The following is a 16,571-nucleotide window of genomic DNA, read 5'->3' as shown; positions in this document are numbered from 1 at the left end:
CCACCCCCGGTTACCCTGGCGCGGCCCCCCGGGCGCGGGCCCCGCCGAACCTCCCCCCGGCCCTTGCCGCGCTTTTCTTCCCCCCCGCCCCCGGGGGGGGGGGGCCCCCCCCCCCCCCCCCCCCGACGGTCGTTCGTCACCTGTACCGGGCTACTCGTCGTCGGAGTCGTCCGGTTCGGGCTCTTCCTTGGCGGTGCCCCGCGCGGGGTGCGGACCCGAGGAGGTGTCCCTGAGGTAGGGATGTGCCTCGCCGGTGTCGGGGTCACGGCGCCGCAGATACCGTTCGAACTCCTTGGCGATGGCCTCGCCCGACGCCTCCGGTAGTTCGACGGTGTCGCGGGCCTCCTCCAACGTCTGTACGTACTCGGCGACTTCGCTGTCCTCGGCCGCGAGCTGGTCCACCCCGACCTGCCAGGCGCGCGCGTCCTCCGGCAGTTCGCCGAGCGGGATCCGCACGTCGAGCAGGTCCTCCAGGCGGTTGAGGAGGGCGAGCGTCGCCTTGGGGTTCGGCGGCTGCGACACGTAGTGCGGGACGGCGGCCCACAGGCTGACCGCCGGAATGCCGGCGTGCGTGCACGCCTCCTGCAGGATGCCGACGATGCCGGTCGGACCCTCGTAGCGGGACTCCTCCAGGTTCAGGGCGACGGCCAGGTCGGCGTCGGAGGTCACTCCGGTGACCGGGACCGGGCGGGTGTGCGGGGTGTCGCCCAGCAGCGCGCCCAGCACGACGACCATCTCCACGCCGAGTTCATGGGCGAAGCCCAGGATCTCGTTGCAGAACGAGCGCCAGCGCATGCTCGGCTCTATGCCGCGGACCAGGACCAGGTCACGGGGCCGGGGGTTCTGGACGCGGACCACCGACAGCCGGGTGGTCGGCCAGGTGATCTTGCGTACCCCGGCGTCCAGCCAGACGGTCGGCCGGTTGACCTGGAAGTCGTAGTAATCCTCGGCGTCCAGCGCCGCGAAGACTTCCCCCTTGAATTCCCGGTCCATGTGGCCGACCGCGGTGGAGGCTGCGTCGCCGGCGTCGTTCCAGCCCTCGAACGCGGCCACCATGACCGGGTCGATCAGCTCGGGTACTCCCTCGAGCTCGATCACCCAGCGCCTCCTTCCGGCCGGAGGGGGCGAGGCCGTCCCCTGCCGGCTGCTGTTCGTGTCAGTGCGGCACCAGCCTACGGCTTGCGGAGGCCCTCTCCGCAGCCCTCGTACCAGGATGATCCCCACGGTCATCGGACGTACGCGTCCGGTCACGATCCGCTCGCGCGGCGCTCAGCGTTCGCCCCATCCGGACCGGTACTGGGCCCAGTCGCCGGGGGTCGCGGCGAAGTCCACGTAGAGCGCCATGCCGAAGGTCTCGCGGTCCTTTCCGTGCCTGGCCAGACCCAGCTTGGCGCCGCGCACGGCGGCCTTGACGGTCTCGGCCGACGGATGGTGCCCGCTGGTGCTGGTGTGGTAGCCGGGCAGCCCCATGATGAGGTCGGTGCCGGCCGGGGTGACTTCCAGGGCGAGGGCGGTCTGCTGGGCGAGGTAACCACCGAACAGGCTTTCCAGCGGCATCGCCGAGTCGTACGCCATCACCGCGACCTGGTCGACGCGGCGGGCGACCTCGCCGAAGTACGCCTGCGACCACCACTTGGGATGGTCGAACAGGGAGAGGCCGACGGTGTGCAGCCCCGGCAGTGGATCGATCTGGTGGGTGGCGACGGAGAGCGCGGCGCCGTGCGCCGAGGTCGTGGTGCGCAGCCGGTCCAGGATGTCCAGGAAGTCCTTGTCGCCGGAGTAGTTGGGCTCCAGATCGAGGTGGACGCCGTCGAATCCGGCGGCCAGCACCTGCTGGGCGCTGCCCTGGATGCGGGCGCGGGTGGCCTCGTCGTCCAGGTGCAGCCCGTCGTCCCCGCCATGGTGCGCGATGACGTTGCCGAGCCAGGCCTGCACCCGGACGCCCGGCAGGACCCGGTGGACCTCGCTGAGCAGCCGGCCGGAGGCCGGGTAGAGCTTCGGATCGAGACTGCCGTTCTGTTCCAGCGGTCCGGTGTGCACATACAGGTCCCGGATCCCGGTGCCCTGGACCCGGGCGCGCAGGGCCTCGAGGTCGGCCGCGCTGTGGCGGCCGTCGACCCAGGCGTGCCCGAGCCAGACCGCGTCATGCCCCCGGGTGCGGCCCGCCGGGCCGGGATCCCCGGCGTATTCGAGCCGCAACGCGATGGCCACCGCCACAACAGGCACAAGGACCACAAGAGCGGTCACGAGTGCCCCACGCCGCAGCCATTTCAGGAGTCTCTCGCGAGACATCCGATCTGTCTTCCACAAAGTTGGCTCTACCCCCTGGACTTCGCGAGGTTTTCGGCGCTATACATCGGTTGTTCGAAAAAAGATCCGATGTCTAACGACGGGGGTGTACATGAGTCCGACCACTACCGAGGTCGACGTCTACGACATACGCTTCCCGACCTCGGAGCAGCTCGACGGCTCGGACGCCATGAACCCCGACCCCGACTACTCCGCCGCCTACGTAGTTCTGCGCACCGATGACCCCGACGGCCTGGAGGGGCACGGCTTCTGCTTCACGATCGGCCGCGGCAACGACGTCACCGCCGCCGCGATCCGCTCACTGCGACCCTACGTACTGGGACGCGGCGTGGACAGTATCACCGGCGATCTTGGTGGCCTGCACCGAGAACTGACCCATGACTCGCAGCTGCGCTGGCTGGGCCCGGAGAAGGGCGTCATGCATATGGCGGCCGGCGCCGTCATCAACGCCGCCTGGGACCTGGCGGCCAAGCAGGCCGGGCAGCCGGTCTGGGAGTTCCTCGCCTCGATGAGCCCGGAACAGATCGTGGACATGGTCGACTTCCGCTATCTGACCGACGCGCTCACCCGCGAGGAGGCGCTGGAGATCCTGCGCGCCGCCGAACCCGGCCGGGCCGGGCGGGCCGCGCAGCTGCGCGAGCGCGGCTACCCCGCCTACACCACCTCACCGGGCTGGCTCGGTTACTCCGACGAGAAGCTCGCCCGGCTGTCCAAGGAAGCGGTCGCCGACGGCTTCCACCAGATCAAGCTCAAGGTCGGCGCCGACCTCGACGACGACCTGCGGCGGATGCGCATCGCCCGCGAGGCCGTCGGCCCGGACATCAGGATCGCCGTCGACGCCAACCAGCGCTGGGACGTGTCCGCCGCGGTGGAGTGGATGAAGGCCCTCGCCACCTACGACCCGTACTGGATCGAGGAGCCCACCAGCCCCGACGACATCCTCGCGCACGCCGCGGTGCGGGCCGGGCAGCCCGTCAAGGTCGCCACCGGTGAACACGCCGCCAACCGCGTCATGTTCAAGCAGCTGCTCCAGGCCGGCGCCGTGGACTTCGTCCAGATCGACGCGGCCCGCGTCGCCGGGGTCAACGAGAACATCGCGATCCTGCTGCTCGCCGCCAAGTTCGGAGTCCCGGTCTGCCCGCACGCGGGCGGCGTCGGCCTCTGCGAACTGGTCCAGCACCTGGCGATGTTCGACTACGTCGCCGTCTCCGGGAGCTGGGACGACCGGGTCATCGAGTACGTGGACCACCTCCACGAGCACTTCGAGGACCCCGTCGTCATCGACCACGGCCGCTACCGCGCCCCCGCCCGTCCCGGTTTCTCCGCCCGGATGAAACCCCGTTCCATCGCCGACCACTGCTATCCGGACGGTCCGGTCTGGCAGACCCGGCAGGAGGGAACCGTATGAACGGCACCCCGGACTATGACTTCAAGGGACTCGCCGCCCTCGTGACCGGCGGCGCCTCCGGCATCGGAGCCGCCACCGCCGCGCTGCTCAGCGCGCGCGGCGCGCGGGTCGCCGTCCTGGACCGCGACCCGGCGGGCGCGCCCCCCGGCACCGTGGCCGTCACGGCGGACCTCGGCGACGGCCCCGCGGTGAGCGCCGCGGTCGCCGAGGCCGTCGAACGCCTCGGCGGCCTGCACATCCTCGTCAACAACGCCGGGATCGGCGCGATCGGCACCGTCGAGGAGAACGACGACGACGAATGGCACCGCGTCCTGGACGTCAACGTCCTCGGGATGGTGCGCACCACGCGGGCCGCGCTTCCGCACCTGCGGGCCGCCGCCGCGGACCGCCCCGGCTGCGTCTCCATCACCAACACCTGCTCCATCGCGGCGACCGCGGGACTTCCGCAACGCGCCCTGTACAGCGCCAGCAAGGGCGCGGTGCTCTCGCTGACCCTGGCGATGGCCGCCGACCACGTCCGCGAGGGCGTACGCGTCAACTGCGTGAATCCCGGCACCGCCGACACCCCCTGGGTCGGCCGACTGCTCGACCGGGCCGACGACCCGGCCGCCGAGCGCGCCGCACTGAGCGCCCGGCAACCGCTGGGCCGCCTCGTCTCCGCCGACGAGGTCGCGGCGGCCATCGCCTACCTGGCGAGCCCCGCCGCCGCGAGTGTCACCGGGACGGCTCTGGCCGTCGACGGCGGCATGCAAGGACTGAGACTCCGCCCCACCCCCTGAGCATTCCGAGCCGCTACACACCAAGAAGGGCAGGACTCGACGATGAGACTGCGGCAGCGTTCCCTCACGAGCACCATGGTCGCGGCGTGCGCGGCACTCCTCGCCGTCACCGCCGTCGCCGGCTGCAATCGCGGCAGCGACGACAAGGCGGGTACCTCCGGCAAGGTCGGAATCGACCTGCCGCGGGCGGACAGCGATTTCTGGAACTCGTACCAGCAGTACATCGAGAAGGGCGTCAAGGACGGGGTCGTCTCCGCGCTGCCGCGCAGCAACTCGCAGAACGACATCACCAAGCTCGTCGCGAACACCCAGACCTTCACCGACCAGGGCGCCAAGGCGGTGGTGATGGCCCCGCAGGACACCGGCGCCATCGCCTCCACCCTGGAACGCCTGGCGAGCAAGAAGATCCCGGTCATCAGCGTCGACACCCGCCCCGACAAGGGCGACGTCTACATGGTGGTGCGCGCCGACAACAAGGCGTACGGGCAGAAGGCGTGCGAATACCTCGGCCGGCAACTCGCCGGCAAGGGCAAGGTCGTCGAGTTCCAGGGCGCGCTCGACTCCATCAACGGGCGGGACCGCTCCGAGGCGTTCGCGGCCTGCATGAAGGAGAAGTTCCCGAACGTCAAGGTCATCGAGCTGGCCACCGACTGGAAGGGCGATGTCGCCTCCTCCAAGCTCCAGGCCACCCTCGCCTCCGACCCGGACATCAACGGCATCTACATGCAGGCCGGCGGCGTCTTCCTGCAGCCCACCCTCGCCCTGCTGGAGCAGAAGCACCTGCTCAAGCCGCCGGGCACCGCGGGCCACATCACCATCATCTCCAACGACGGGATCCCCGAGGAGCTGAAGGCGATCCGCGAGGGCAAGATCGACGCGACGGTCTCGCAGCCCGCCGACCTCTACGCCAAGTACGCGCTGTTCTACGCGAAGGCCGCACTGGACGGAAAGACGTTCCAGCCCGGTCCGACCGACCACGGCTCCACCATCATCAAGATCCCGAACGGTCTCGAGGACCAGCTGCCCGCCCCGCTCGTCACCAAGAGCAACGTGGACGACGCCGCCCTGTGGGCCAACCAGCTCGGAAAGAGCTGACCATGTCCCAGGCACCAGCCAAGGAAGCACCCGGCCAGGAACCGGCGGCCGGCGCCCCGGCGCCGGCCGTGCACGCCGAGGGGGTCGTCAAGCGCTTCGGCCCGACCGTCGCGCTCGACCGGGTGCGGCTGACCGTGCAGGCCGGCGAGTCCCACGCGCTCGTCGGCCGCAACGGCGCCGGCAAGTCCACCCTCGTCTCCGTACTGACCGGGCTGCACGCCCCGGACGCGGGCTCCGTCGCCTTCCAGGGCGAGGCGGCGCCCGCGTTCGGGGACACCCCTGCCTGGCAGTCGAAGGTCGCCTGCGTCTACCAGAAGTCCATGGTCGTCCCGGACCTGACCGTCGCGGAGAACCTCTTCCTCAACCGGTACAGCCCCGGATCCACCCGGTTCGGCGAGGGCCGCATCCGCTGGACCAAGCTGCGCGAGCGGGCCCGCGACCTGCTCGCCGAATACGGCGTCGAGGTCGATCCGGCGGCGCGCGCCAAGGATCTGACCGTAGAGCAGCGGCAGTTCGTGGAGATCGCGCGAGCCCTCTCCTTCGGCGCCCGCTTCATCATCCTGGACGAGCCGACCGCCCAGCTCGACGCGGCCGGCATCGAGCGGCTCTTCACCCGGCTGCGCGAGCTGCAACGGCAGGGCGTCGCCTTCCTGTTCATCTCCCACCACCTCCAGGAGGTGTACGACCTGTGCACCACCGTCACCGTCTACCGTGACGCCCGGCATGTGCTCACCGCCCCCGTGGCGGAGCTGAGCAAGGCCGACCTGGTGCGGGCGATGACCGGCGACGCGGTCCGCACCGCCACGGCCTGGCAGGCGGGCGCCGCGGTGGAGCGGGACACCGAACCCGTGCTGCGCGCCGAGGGTCTCGCGCTCGACGGCGCCTACCGGGCCATCGACTTCGCGGTGCGCCCCGGAGAGGTGCTCGGCCTGGCCGGCGCGACCGCCAGCGGCAACACGGCGCTGGGGGAGACCCTGGTGGGGCTGCGCAAGCCCACCGCCGGCCGCACGGTCGTCGCGGGCCGGACCGTACGGCCCGGGAGCGTGCCGCACGCGCTCGGCGCCGGGATCGGCTACGTACCGGAGGACCGGCACCGGCAGGGCCTGGTGCTGGGCCGCAGCGTCGCGGAGAACGCGACGCTCACTGTCACCGACCAGCTCGGCCCGTACGGCACCGTACTGCCCTCCCGCACCCGGGAGTTCGCCCAGTCGATGATCGACTCGCTGGACATCAAGACCTCGGGCCCCGGCCAGCCGGTCTCGGACCTGTCCGGCGGCAACCAGCAGAAGGTCGTCATCGCGCGGGCGCTGGCCCGCAAACCGCGGGTGCTGGTGGCGATCAGGCCGACCGCGGGTGTCGACGTCAAGTCCAAGGACGCCCTGCTCGGCGTGGTGCGGGAGGTGGCGGACAGCGGGAACGCCGCGGTCATCGTCTCCGACGAGCTGGACGACCTGCGGGTCTGTGACCGCGTCCTGGCCCTGTTCCACGGGCAGGTGATCGCCGAGTTCGACAGCGGATGGACCGACAGGGACGTGGTCTCCGCGATGGAAGGACTGCCCGTGACCCCGGGCGGCCGTAAGGGAGACGACGAAGATGAGTGACACCACCCAGCTGACCGTGGAGCCGGTCGGCACCACCAAGACGCGCCGGACGGGAGGTCTGAGCTTCCAACTGGCCCGCTACCGGGACCTGTCGCTGATCCCGGTCCTCCTGGTGCTGTGCGTGATCGGCTTCATCGTCTCGCCGGCCTTCCTGACCTCGGACAACCTGATCGGCGTCGCCCAGCAGTCCACCGAACTGAGCCTGCTGGTGCTGGCCGAGGCGCTCATCCTCATCAGCGGGCGGATGGACCTGTCGCTGGAATCCACCATCGGCGTGGCCCCGGTCATCGCCATGTGGCTGGTGCTGCCCTCGTCGGGCCCCGCCACCTTCCACGGTCTGGGCGTGCTACCGTCCTGGACCGCGATCCCGGTCTGCCTGGCGGTCGGCGTGGTGATCGGCGGCATCAACGGCTTCCTCATCCTCAAGCTGCGCGTCAACGGATTCATCGCCACGCTCGGGATGCTCACCATGCTGCGCGGCCTCCAGATCGGGGTCGCCGAGGGCAAGTCGATCGTCAACGTGCCGGAGTCCTTCGCCTACCTCGGCAAGGCCTCCTGGTTCGGCGCGCCCGCGGCCATCTGGATCTGCCTGGTGCTCTTCGCGGTCGGCGGCCTCGCGCTGGGCTATCTGCGGCACGGCCGCGCGCTCTACGCCATCGGCGGCAACACCGAAGCGGCGCGCGCCGCCGGTATCCGCGTGGACCGCATCACCTGGATCGTGCTCGGGCTCGGCGGGCTGCTCGCCGCGTTCGCCGGGATCCTGTACACCGGCCATTACGGCTCGGTCTCCGCCAGCCAGGGCAACGGCTGGATCTTCCAGGTGTTCGCCGCGACCGTCATCGGAGGCGTCAGCCTCAACGGCGGGCGGGGCACGCTCTTCGGGGCGCTGACCGGGGTGCTGACGCTGCAGTTGGTCGTCAACGTGATGACGCTGGGCGGGGTGCCTCCGCTGTGGAACCAGTTCCTCAACGGCGCGATCATCATCGTGGCACTGATCATCTCCCGCTTCGCCAGCGGCGAGAAGCAGGACTGAGCGGGACACTGGGAGAAGGACCGTGCCAAGCACCGCCCGAAGGGACGAACGGCCATGACCGTACCGGAACTGCCGCGCCTGGGCCTCGGCTGCGCGCCGCTGGGCAATCTGTACCGGGCCATGCCGGAGGAGACGGCGGCCGCCGTGACCGCGGCCGCCCTCGACCTCGGCTGCAGCTACCTCGACACCGCTCCGCACTACGGTCTCGGCCTGTCGGAGGAACGGCTCGGCCGGGCGCTCGCCGGACGGGACCGCTCCTCGTACATCCTCTCCACGAAGGTCGGCCGCCGGCTGCGCCCGCTGGCGCCGGGGGAGCGGATCGACGGCCAGGGCTTCGTCGACACCCCCGCGCGCGCCCGTGAGTGGGACTTCACCGCCGACGGGATCCGGGCCACGCTGGAGGCCTCCTTGGAGCGGCTCGGCACGGACAGCATCGACATCGTCTATCTGCACGACGTCGAGGAGCACCTGGAGGAGGTCTACGCGACCGGCTTCCCGGCGCTCGCCGCGCTGCGCGACGAGGGAATCGTGGGCGCCATCGGCTTCGGCATGAACGACAGCGGCCTGCTCGCCCGGCTGGTCGCCGACCTCGACGCCGACGTGGTGCTGATTGCGGGCCGCTGGACACTGCTGGAGCGCTCCGCCTACGACGACCTGCTGCCGGTGTGCGCGAAGCGCTCCACCACCGTCGTGGTCGGCGGCGTCTACAACTCCGGGCTGCTCGCCGATCCGAAGCCCGGCGCCCCCTACAACTACGCGGCGGCGCCGCCCGAGCTGGTCCGCCGCGCCCTCGACATCGCCGCCGTCTGCGAGGAGTTCGGCGTGCCGCTGCGGGCCGCCGCGCTGCGCTTCCCCTTCGCACACCCGTCGGTGGTCTCCGCCGTCGTCGGTGCGGCCACCCCCGAGGAGGTCAGGGACAACGCCGCGCTCTTCTCGTACGACATCCCGGTCCTGATGTGGGAGGCGCTCGTCGAGCGGGGACTGCTCGACGAGGACCTTCCGCTGCCCACGCGGTGACGACCCGCGGTAATGGCCTGGGAGCAAGCCCTACAGCGTCGAGCGCAGCCACTGCTCGACGCTCGCGATGTGCACCGTCGCCCAGGAGCGGGCGGCCTCCGCGTCGCGGTCGCGCAGCGCGGACAGGATCGCCTGGTGCTCGTGCAGGGTGCGGCTCACCGCGTCCTGCTGGGTGAGCCCGCGCCAGACGCGGGCCCGGGTGGTCGGCCCGGACAGCCCGTCGAGCAGCGAGCAGAGCACCGAGTTCCCCGACGCCTGCACGATGCCGCGGTGGAACTCCAGGTCGGAGGCGACCAGTTCCTCGACGGAGGGCTCGGGGCCGAGCGCGTCCAGCTTTCCCTGGAGCACGTCGAGTTCCGTCCCGGGGATGCGCAGCGCCGCCATCGCGGTCGCGGCCGGCTCCAGGATCCGCCGGACGGCCAGGAACTCCAGCACGGTGTCGTCGCGGTGGAAGTCCACCACGAAGCTCATCGCCTCCAGCAGCAGCTGCGGATCCAGGCTCGTCACGTAGGTGCCGTCGCCCTGCCGCACGTCCAGGATCCGGATCAGCGACAGCGCCCGCACCGCCTCGCGCAGCGAATTGCGCGACAACCCCAGTTCCGCCGCGAGCTCGCTCTCCTTCGGCAGCCGGTCGCCGGGCCGCAGCGCCCCTGAGACGATCATTTCCTTGATCTTCTCGATCGCCTCGTCGGTGACCGCCATCAGCGACCTCCCCCTGTCCTGGTCCCGCTACCCGCCGCCAGACCTCCGATGTATGCGGCCATTATGCCCCCGGACGGGCCAGTGCGCGGACTCCCTGCGCACTCGGTGTCCTGCCGCGGCCTACGCGCCCGCGTAGCGGGCCGGAGAGGCGCCCACCGTGGCGGTGAAGTCCCGGGTGAGATGGGCCTGGTCGCTGTAGCCGAGATCGGCGGCGAGGGCGGCCCAGTCGATGCCGACGCCCTGGTCGGCGCGGGCGGCGGCCTCGTGCAGGCGGGCCCGGCGCAGGACCCACTTGGGGCTGGCCCCGACATGCTCGGCGAAGAGCCGCTGGAGCCTGCGGACGGAGACTCCGAGGTCCTCGGCGACCTGGTCGACGCGGAACATGGAGGGGGAGGCGGTGATCCGCTCCACCATGGCGGCGACCTCCACCGTGACCGGATCAGGGGCCGCGTCCGGGCCGGGGAGCAGGCTCAGAAGGAACGATTCGGCGGTGGCGGTCATGGTGGATACGTCGGACGCCCCCAGGATCGTCCGCTCCGCCGTGGTGACGGCGGGCCCGAACAGCTCCGCGGCGGGCACCGACCGGTCGGCGAGCTCCGCGACCGGCGAGCCCAGCAGCGGGCGGAAGCCGCCGGGCCGGAACTTGATCCCCAGCACCTGGCCGCGGTCCCGCAGCACCCGGGTGAACACCCCGCGCTGCACCCCGTAGACCGCGGTCGCGGGCTCCTCGAAGACCAGATGCACATTGGGGTGCGAGAGGACCTTCTGCTCGTGCGGTGGCCGGCCGCGCAGGTCCCAGCGCACGATCCAGTAGAACTCCACGTACGGAGCCACCGCCTCGGCCGGCTCTTCCCGCAGCAGCTCGAACTTGGTCGCCGCGACGGCGGGACGGAGCACTCCCCGCCCCATCTCGGGGGTCGTCATCGAACCAGCCTAGGGGCTGTGAGCTGTCGCGTTTGTTCAATACGCGCCCCGGCCGCGGATCTAGCGTGAGATCCATGAACATTCATCCGCAGCTGGCCCGCAGTGCCGCAGAAGCCGCCCGTATCGCCCGCACCATCACGCCGGAACAGCTCACCGCGCCGACCCCGTGCCTGGAGTTCGACGCCCGCACCCTGATCAACCACTGGGTGCTCTACACCTCCCACGGCCTGGAGCACCGCGCGCTGCGCACGACCCTCCCCGAGGAGCTCACCGAGCACGACTTCACCGCGGACCCGCAGTGGGCCGAGGCGTACGCGGCCCAGCTCGACCGCGCGCTCGCGGCCTGGGACAGGCCCGAGGCGTGGGAGGGCGGCATCGACATGGGCGGGGCCGAGACGCCCGCCGCCGACATCGCCGCGATGCTGCTGCTGGAGCTGGTCCTGCACGGCTGGGACGTCGCGAAGACCGTCGGCCAGGAGTTCCGCACCGACGAGGAGACCGGCGCGGTGGTGCTCGCCGCCGTCGAGCAGCAGGCCGAGATGTACCGCCAGTACAAGGGCTTCACCGACCCCGTCGAGATCACCGGCCCGGCGACCGATTTCGAGCGCGCGCTCGCGCTCTCCGGCCGCGACCCGCGCTGGAGCGCGTGATCCGCAGGGAGTGGTCGCAACGCGCGAACGGCCGGGTGGGCGGGGAATCCCCCGCCCACCCGGCCGTTCCGCTGTCGCGTACTGCCGGACGGCTCAGGCCCTGCGGGTCAGCATGTCCTCGACCCGCGTCCTGACGTCCTCGGTGTCCAGACCGCGCACCGTCAGCGTGGTGCGGCGGCGCAGCACGTCGTCGGCGGTCTGCGCCCACTCGTGGTCGCGGGCGTACACGACCTGCGCCCAGATCTCCGGGCCGTCCTCGTGGATCCGCTCGCCGAGCGTCGGGTCCTCGTTGACGAGCCGGGCGATGTCGAAGGAGAGCGAACCGTAGTGGCTCGCGAGGTGACGCGCGGTCAGCGGGTCCATCCGCATGCCCGGTTCACGGTCCACCAGCAACCGGTGGGCGACCGCGTTCGGGTTGGCGAGACCCGGCAGCGGCATCCGCCGGGGGAGCAGCTTCTGCGGCTCCATGTCCTCGCCGAGCGGCCCGCCGGGCAGTTTCGCGAGCTTGTTCATCACCGTGCGGCCGATGTGCCGGTACGTGGTCCACTTGCCGCCCGCCACCGAGAGCATCCCGCCGCGACCCTCGGAGACGACCGTCTCGCGCTTGGCGGACTCGACGCCGCCGGGCCCGCCCGGCAGCACCCGCAGACCCGCGAAGGCGTACGTGATGAGGTCCCGGTCCAGGTGCTCGTCCTTCACGGAGAACGCGGCCTCGTCCAGGATCTGCTGGATGTCGGCCTCGGTCGCCCGGACGTCCGCCGGGTCGCCGGTGTACTCCTCGTCCGTGGTGCCCAGCAGCAACTGGTCCTCCCACGGCAGGGCGAAGGTGATGCGGTACTTGTCGATCGGGGTGGCCATGGCGGCCTTCCACGGCACCTTGCGCTTCATCACCACGTGCGCGCCCTTGGACAGCCGGATGCTGGGCGAGGAGCCCTTGTCCTCCATCGACCGCAGGTGGTCCACCCACGGCCCGGTGGCGTTGAGCACCAGACGCGCGCTGACCCCGAACTCGGTCCCGTCCAGCTTGTCGCGCAGCTCCGCGCCGGTGACCTTGCCGTGCGTGAAGCGCAGCCCCGTCACCTCGGCGTGGTTCAGCACCACGGCACCGGACTCCACGGCCGCGCGGACCGTCATGACGGCCATCCGCGAGTCGTTCATCTGGTGGTCGTGGTAGACCGCGACGGCCTTGAGGTTCTCCGTGCGCAGGCCCGGGTTGTCCGCCACGGCCTTCGCCGGGGAGATGACCCGGCCCACGCCGTCACCGAACGCGGACAGCGCCGAGTACGCGAAGACACCCGCACCGAGCTTGGCGGCGCCGTGCGGGCCGCCCTTGTAGACCGGCAGGTAGAACGTGAGCGGGTTGACCAGGTGCGGAGCCACGTCCTTGGCGAGCACCCGCCGCTCGTGGTGGTTCTCGGCGACCAGCTTGACCGAGCCGGTCTGCAGGTAGCGCAGCCCGCCGTGGACGAGCTTGGAGGACGCCGACGAGGTGGCGCCGGCGAAGTCGCCGGCGTCCACCATCGCGACCCGCAGCCCGGACTGCGCGGCGTGCCAGGCGACCGAGGTGCCGAGGATGCCGCCGCCGATCACCAGTAGGTCGTACGTGGCGTGGCTGAGCAGCTCCCGGGTCTCTGATCGGCTGGGGTCGGTGCCGGCGGTCGGGTGCGTCCCGAGAGTGGGGACGCTCTGCAGGGTGGAAGACATTCTGATCAGTTCTCCTCTTCGATCCAGCCCATGGTCCGCTCGACGGCCTTGAGCCAGTTCTTGTACTCGCGGTCGCGCTTGTCCGCGTCCATCCGGGGGGTCCATTCAGCGGCCCGGCGCCAGTTGGCGCGCAGTGCGTCGGTGTCGGGCCAGAAGCCGACGGCGAGACCGGCCGCGTAGGCGGCGCCCAGGCAGGTGGTCTCGGCGACCATCGGACGGACGACGGGGGCGTCCACGAAGTCCGCGATCGTCTGCATCAGCAGGTTGTTGGAGGTCATACCGCCGTCGACCTTGACCGCGGCCAGCTCGACGCCGGAGTCCTTGCTCATCGCGTCGACGATCTCGCGGGTCTGCCAGGCGGTGGCCTCGAGCACCGCGCGGGCCAGGTGCGCCTTGGTGACGTAACGGGTCAGGCCGGCGATCACACCGCGGGCGTCGTCGCGCCAGTACGGGGCGAACAGACCGGAGAAGGCCGGTACGAAGTACGCGCCACCGTTGTCGTCGACGGAGCTCGCCAGGGTCTCGATCTCGGCGGCGCTCTTGATGATGCCCATCTGGTCGCGCATCCACTGCACCAGCGAACCGGTGACGGCGATGGAGCCTTCGAGGGCGTAGACGGCCTTCTGGTCGCCGATGCGGTAACCGACGGTGGTGAGCAGCCCGTTGTAGGAGTTGACGGCCTTCTCGCCGGTGTTCATCAGCAGGAAGGTGCCGGTGCCGTACGTCGACTTGGCCTCGCCCTCGGCGAAGCAGGTCTGGCCGAAGAGCGCGGCCTGCTGGTCACCGAGCGCGGAGGCGACCGGCACGCCGGCCAGCACGCCGGCGGCGGTGGTGCCGTAGACCTCGGAGGAGGAGCGGATCTCCGGGAGCATCGTCATCGGGACGCCGATGGACTCGCAGATCTTCTCGTCCCATTCCAGGGTGTGCAGGTTCATCAGCATCGTGCGGGAGGCGTTGGTGACGTCGGTGACGTGCACACCGCCGTCCGGGCCGCCGGTCAGGTTCCAGATGACCCAGCTGTCCATGGTGCCGAAGAGGATCTCGCCGCGGTCGGCGCGCTCGCGCAGGCCCTCGACGTTGTCCAGCAGCCAGCGGGCCTTCGGGCCGGCGAAGTAGCTCGCCAGCGGCAGGCCGGTCTCGCGGCGGAAGCGGTCCTGGCCGACGTTGCGGCCCAACTCGCGACAGAGCGCGTCGGTACGGGTGTCCTGCCAGACGAGCGCGTTGTGGACCGGCTCGCCGGTGTTCTTGTCCCACAGCAGCGTGGTCTCGCGCTGGTTGGTGATGCCGATGGCCTTGACGTCGGCGGAGGTGATGCCCGCCTTCTCGATCGCGCTGGCCACGACTTCCTGGACGTTGGTCCAGATCTCCGCGGCGTCGTGCTCGACCCATCCCGGCTTCGGGAAGATCTGCTCGTGCTCCTTCTGGTCGACGGAGACGATGCGGCCGTCCCGGTCGAAGACGATGCAGCGACTGGACGTGGTGCCCTGGTCGATCGCGGCGATGAACGGCCCTGCGGTGTGTGCGTCGGTCACGGTGTGCTCCTCAAGGGGTCTGCGTCGGTCGGACAGGAGGGGTTACGCGAAGGCCAGCCGGTAGAGGCCGCCCGCCAGAACGGCGCCGACGAGCGGGCCGACGACGGGGATCCAGGCGTAGCCCCAGTCGGAGCCGCCCTTGTTGCGCAGCGGCAGAAGGCTGTGCACGATACGCGGGCCGAGGTCCCGGGCCGGGTTGATCGCGTAGCCGGTGGGCCCTCCGAGTGAAAGACCGATGCTGACGACCACCAGAGCGGTGATCAGGGCGCCGGTTCCGGAGAGTGCGAGGCCCGGCGTCAGGCCCTGGGTGAGAACGGCCAGGACGAGAACGGCGGTGCCGATGATCTCGGTGGCGAGGTTCTGCACGGTGTTACGGATCTCGGGTCCGGTGGAGAAGATGCCGAGGACCGGTCCGCCCGGACCGCTGTCGGGTCCGAGCGGCGGTGCCAGCTCCTTGTCGTCCATGTGCGCCTGGAACTGTCCGTAGTAGGCCACCCAGACCAACGCCGCGCCGATCATCGCGCCGAGCATCTGCCCGGCTATGTAGAGCGGCACATCGTTCCAGTCGCCCGTCTTGACGGCGATACCGACGGTGACGGCGGGGTTGAGGTGCGCCCCCGAGAGGCTCGAGGAGATGTAGACCGCGGTGAGTACCGCGAAACCCCACCCGAAGGTGATGGCGAGCCAGCCCGCGTTGCGGGCCTTGGAGCTCTTGAGCGTGACGGCGGCGCAGACGCCACCGCCCAGCAGGATGAGGATGGCGGTACCGATGGTCTCGCCGAAGAAGATATGGCTGTTGGACACCGCGACTCCCTTGTCATACGTCCATTCAGGCGGACCGGGTCCCGTCCGATGTTCGACAATGTCGACCGCCGAACGGCAGTTTTCTCTTCAATATCTTCCCCGTCAAGAGCTTGGGGCCGAGGACTCCGGATCGTGACCCGGGGCCTAGAACCGTCCTGCGCCCAGGTCGCGCGAGACGGCGCGGGCGCAGTCCCGCACCGCCGCCACCAGCCGCGCCTGGATGTCGCCGTCCTCCTGGCAGACCCGTTCCACGGCTCCGGTGATCCCCACCGCGCCGACCGGCATCCGTCGCCGGTCCAGGATGGGCGCGGCGACCGAGGCCACGCCCTCCCACGTCTCCTCCAGGTCCGCGGCCCAGCCCCGGGTCCTGGCGAGCTCCAGTACCTCCTCGAAGCCGACCGCGTCGGTGACCGTGCGCGCGGTGAGCGCGGCCCGCTCGTTCTCGGCCGCCTGGCTGTGCGCGACCGGGTCGAACGCGGCCAGCACCTTGCCCAGCGCCGAGCTGTGCAGCGGCTGCATGGCACCCACCTCCAGCACCTGGCGGCTGTCGTCCGGGCGGAAGACGTGGTGCACGATCAGCACGCCGGACTGGTGCAGTACGCCCAGGTAGACGGCCTCGCCGCTGGACCTGGCCAGGTCGTCGGTCCACACCAGCGCGCGGGCCCGCAGCTCGTGCACGTCCAGGTAACTGTTGCCCAGCCGCAGCAGCTCGGCGCCCAGCTGGTACTTGCCCGACTCGGCGTCCTGCTCGACGAAGCCCTCCTGCTGGAGGGTGCGCAGGATGCCGTGCGCGGTCCCCTTGGCCAGGCCCAGGGAGGAGGAGATGTCGGAGAGGCCCAGCCGGCGCTCACCACCGGCCAGCAACCGTAGGATCGCGGCTGCCCTCGCCAGCGACTGAATCGGTCCGGGCATCCGCCAACCTCCGCAAGCCGTTCGACATTGTCGAACTCCATAGTCTCAGAGAAGATTCTGACACCTTCGTCCACCCCTCGGAACTCTTTCGAGGCCGGCG

15 protein-coding genes are annotated in these 16,571 nt (G+C 70.7%); 7 read left to right on the top strand and 8 right to left on the bottom strand.

The features are described from left to right. Positions 1–150: 150 nt before the first annotated feature. Both AC07DC_RS19165 and AC07DC_RS19160 read right to left on the bottom strand, forming a co-directional pair. Positions 151–1,098 carry a PAC2 family protein gene (locus tag AC07DC_RS19165; protein WP_478915588.1) on the bottom strand — a complete coding sequence of 316 codons (948 nt, stop codon included), beginning with the start codon at positions 1,096–1,098 and terminating at the stop codon, positions 151–153. Between the two features lie 171 nt (positions 1,099–1,269). Next, the gene (locus AC07DC_RS19160; protein WP_478915587.1) at positions 1,270–2,247 is read right to left on the bottom strand and encodes a glycoside hydrolase family 18 protein; all 978 of its coding nucleotides are present in this window, start codon (positions 2,245–2,247) and stop codon (positions 1,270–1,272) included. A gap of 154 nt (positions 2,248–2,401) precedes the next feature. Between AC07DC_RS19160 and AC07DC_RS19155 the strand changes: the two genes are divergently transcribed. The 6 genes from AC07DC_RS19155 to AC07DC_RS19130 are packed head-to-tail and all read left to right on the top strand — an operon-like array spanning position 2,402 to position 9,243. Further along, positions 2,402–3,718 (top strand): L-fuconate dehydratase, encoded by a 1,317-nt coding sequence (locus tag AC07DC_RS19155; protein WP_478915586.1) that lies wholly within the window; start codon positions 2,402–2,404, stop codon positions 3,716–3,718. Next, positions 3,715–4,497, top strand: a complete 783-nt coding sequence (locus AC07DC_RS19150) for an SDR family NAD(P)-dependent oxidoreductase (protein ID WP_478915585.1) — start codon at positions 3,715–3,717, stop codon at positions 4,495–4,497. The genes AC07DC_RS19155 and AC07DC_RS19150 overlap by 4 nt, the downstream gene beginning before the upstream one ends. A 42-nt stretch (positions 4,498–4,539) precedes the next feature. After that, positions 4,540–5,592 (top strand): sugar ABC transporter substrate-binding protein, encoded by a 1,053-nt coding sequence (locus tag AC07DC_RS19145; RefSeq protein WP_478915584.1) that lies wholly within the window; start codon positions 4,540–4,542, stop codon positions 5,590–5,592. A gap of 2 nt (positions 5,593–5,594) precedes the next feature. After that, positions 5,595–7,193 (top strand): sugar ABC transporter ATP-binding protein, encoded by a 1,599-nt coding sequence (locus AC07DC_RS19140; protein ID WP_478915583.1) that lies wholly within the window; start codon positions 5,595–5,597, stop codon positions 7,191–7,193. Next, the gene (locus AC07DC_RS19135; RefSeq protein WP_478915581.1) at positions 7,186–8,226 is read left to right on the top strand and encodes an ABC transporter permease; all 1,041 of its coding nucleotides are present in this window, start codon (positions 7,186–7,188) and stop codon (positions 8,224–8,226) included. The genes AC07DC_RS19140 and AC07DC_RS19135 overlap by 8 nt, the downstream gene beginning before the upstream one ends. Positions 8,227–8,280: 54 nt before the next feature. Continuing rightward, complete coding sequence (locus AC07DC_RS19130; protein WP_478915579.1) at positions 8,281–9,243, top strand: aldo/keto reductase; 963 nt, start codon at positions 8,281–8,283, stop codon at positions 9,241–9,243. A gap of 30 nt (positions 9,244–9,273) precedes the next feature. Here the strand turns inward: AC07DC_RS19130 and AC07DC_RS19125 are convergent, their stop codons facing one another. Together AC07DC_RS19125 and AC07DC_RS19120 are read right to left on the bottom strand one after the other, a co-directional pair. Continuing rightward, positions 9,274–9,945: a FadR/GntR family transcriptional regulator gene (locus AC07DC_RS19125; RefSeq protein WP_478915578.1), complete on the bottom strand. Its 672-nt coding sequence runs from the start codon at positions 9,943–9,945 to the stop codon at positions 9,274–9,276. Between the two features lie 120 nt (positions 9,946–10,065). Then, positions 10,066–10,869, bottom strand: a complete 804-nt coding sequence (locus AC07DC_RS19120; RefSeq protein WP_478915577.1) for an AraC family transcriptional regulator — start codon at positions 10,867–10,869, stop codon at positions 10,066–10,068. Positions 10,870–10,943: 74 nt separating this feature from the next. Between AC07DC_RS19120 and AC07DC_RS19115 the strand changes: the two genes are divergently transcribed. Continuing rightward, positions 10,944–11,519: a TIGR03086 family metal-binding protein gene (locus AC07DC_RS19115; protein WP_478915576.1), complete on the top strand. Its 576-nt coding sequence runs from the start codon at positions 10,944–10,946 to the stop codon at positions 11,517–11,519. A gap of 93 nt (positions 11,520–11,612) precedes the next feature. On the opposite strand, the gene AC07DC_RS19110 is transcribed toward AC07DC_RS19115, so the two are convergent. From AC07DC_RS19110 to AC07DC_RS19095, 4 genes are all read right to left on the bottom strand, one after another. Continuing rightward, complete coding sequence (locus tag AC07DC_RS19110) at positions 11,613–13,223, bottom strand: glycerol-3-phosphate dehydrogenase/oxidase (protein ID WP_478915575.1); 1,611 nt, start codon at positions 13,221–13,223, stop codon at positions 11,613–11,615. 5 nt (positions 13,224–13,228) lie between these two features. Further along, the gene (glpK, locus tag AC07DC_RS19105; RefSeq protein WP_478915574.1) at positions 13,229–14,755 is read right to left on the bottom strand and encodes a glycerol kinase GlpK; all 1,527 of its coding nucleotides are present in this window, start codon (positions 14,753–14,755) and stop codon (positions 13,229–13,231) included. A 42-nt stretch (positions 14,756–14,797) separates the two neighbouring features. After that, positions 14,798–15,559: an MIP/aquaporin family protein gene (locus AC07DC_RS19100; protein WP_478915573.1), complete on the bottom strand. Its 762-nt coding sequence runs from the start codon at positions 15,557–15,559 to the stop codon at positions 14,798–14,800. A gap of 144 nt (positions 15,560–15,703) precedes the next feature. Continuing rightward, positions 15,704–16,471, bottom strand: a complete 768-nt coding sequence (locus AC07DC_RS19095) for an IclR family transcriptional regulator (protein ID WP_478915572.1) — start codon at positions 16,469–16,471, stop codon at positions 15,704–15,706. Between the last annotated feature and the right edge of the window lie 100 nt (positions 16,472–16,571).

The sequence above is a fragment of the Streptomyces sp. NPDC045021 genome, assembly GCF_056432645.1.
The sequence above is the reverse complement of the archived record's forward strand: the minus strand, read 5'-3'. Positions and strand labels throughout refer to the sequence as shown.

Coding starts and splice junctions, on each gene's coding strand:
- AC07DC_RS19125 (WP_478915578.1), bottom strand. CDS start 9,945: ATGGCGGTCACCGACGAGGCGATCGAGAAGATCAAGGAAATGATCGTC.
- AC07DC_RS19120 (WP_478915577.1), bottom strand. CDS start 10,869: ATGACGACCCCCGAGATGGGGCGGGGAGTGCTCCGTCCCGCCGTCGCG.
- AC07DC_RS19155 (WP_478915586.1), top strand. CDS start 2,402: ATGAGTCCGACCACTACCGAGGTCGACGTCTACGACATACGCTTCCCG.
- AC07DC_RS19095 (WP_478915572.1), bottom strand. CDS start 16,471: ATGCCCGGACCGATTCAGTCGCTGGCGAGGGCAGCCGCGATCCTACGG.
- AC07DC_RS19150 (WP_478915585.1), top strand. CDS start 3,715: ATGAACGGCACCCCGGACTATGACTTCAAGGGACTCGCCGCCCTCGTG.
- AC07DC_RS19130 (WP_478915579.1), top strand. CDS start 8,281: ATGACCGTACCGGAACTGCCGCGCCTGGGCCTCGGCTGCGCGCCGCTG.
- AC07DC_RS19135 (WP_478915581.1), top strand. CDS start 7,186: ATGAGTGACACCACCCAGCTGACCGTGGAGCCGGTCGGCACCACCAAG.
- AC07DC_RS19140 (WP_478915583.1), top strand. CDS start 5,595: ATGTCCCAGGCACCAGCCAAGGAAGCACCCGGCCAGGAACCGGCGGCC.
- AC07DC_RS19110 (WP_478915575.1), bottom strand. CDS start 13,223: ATGTCTTCCACCCTGCAGAGCGTCCCCACTCTCGGGACGCACCCGACC.
- AC07DC_RS19115 (WP_478915576.1), top strand. CDS start 10,944: ATGAACATTCATCCGCAGCTGGCCCGCAGTGCCGCAGAAGCCGCCCGT.
- AC07DC_RS19145 (WP_478915584.1), top strand. CDS start 4,540: ATGAGACTGCGGCAGCGTTCCCTCACGAGCACCATGGTCGCGGCGTGC.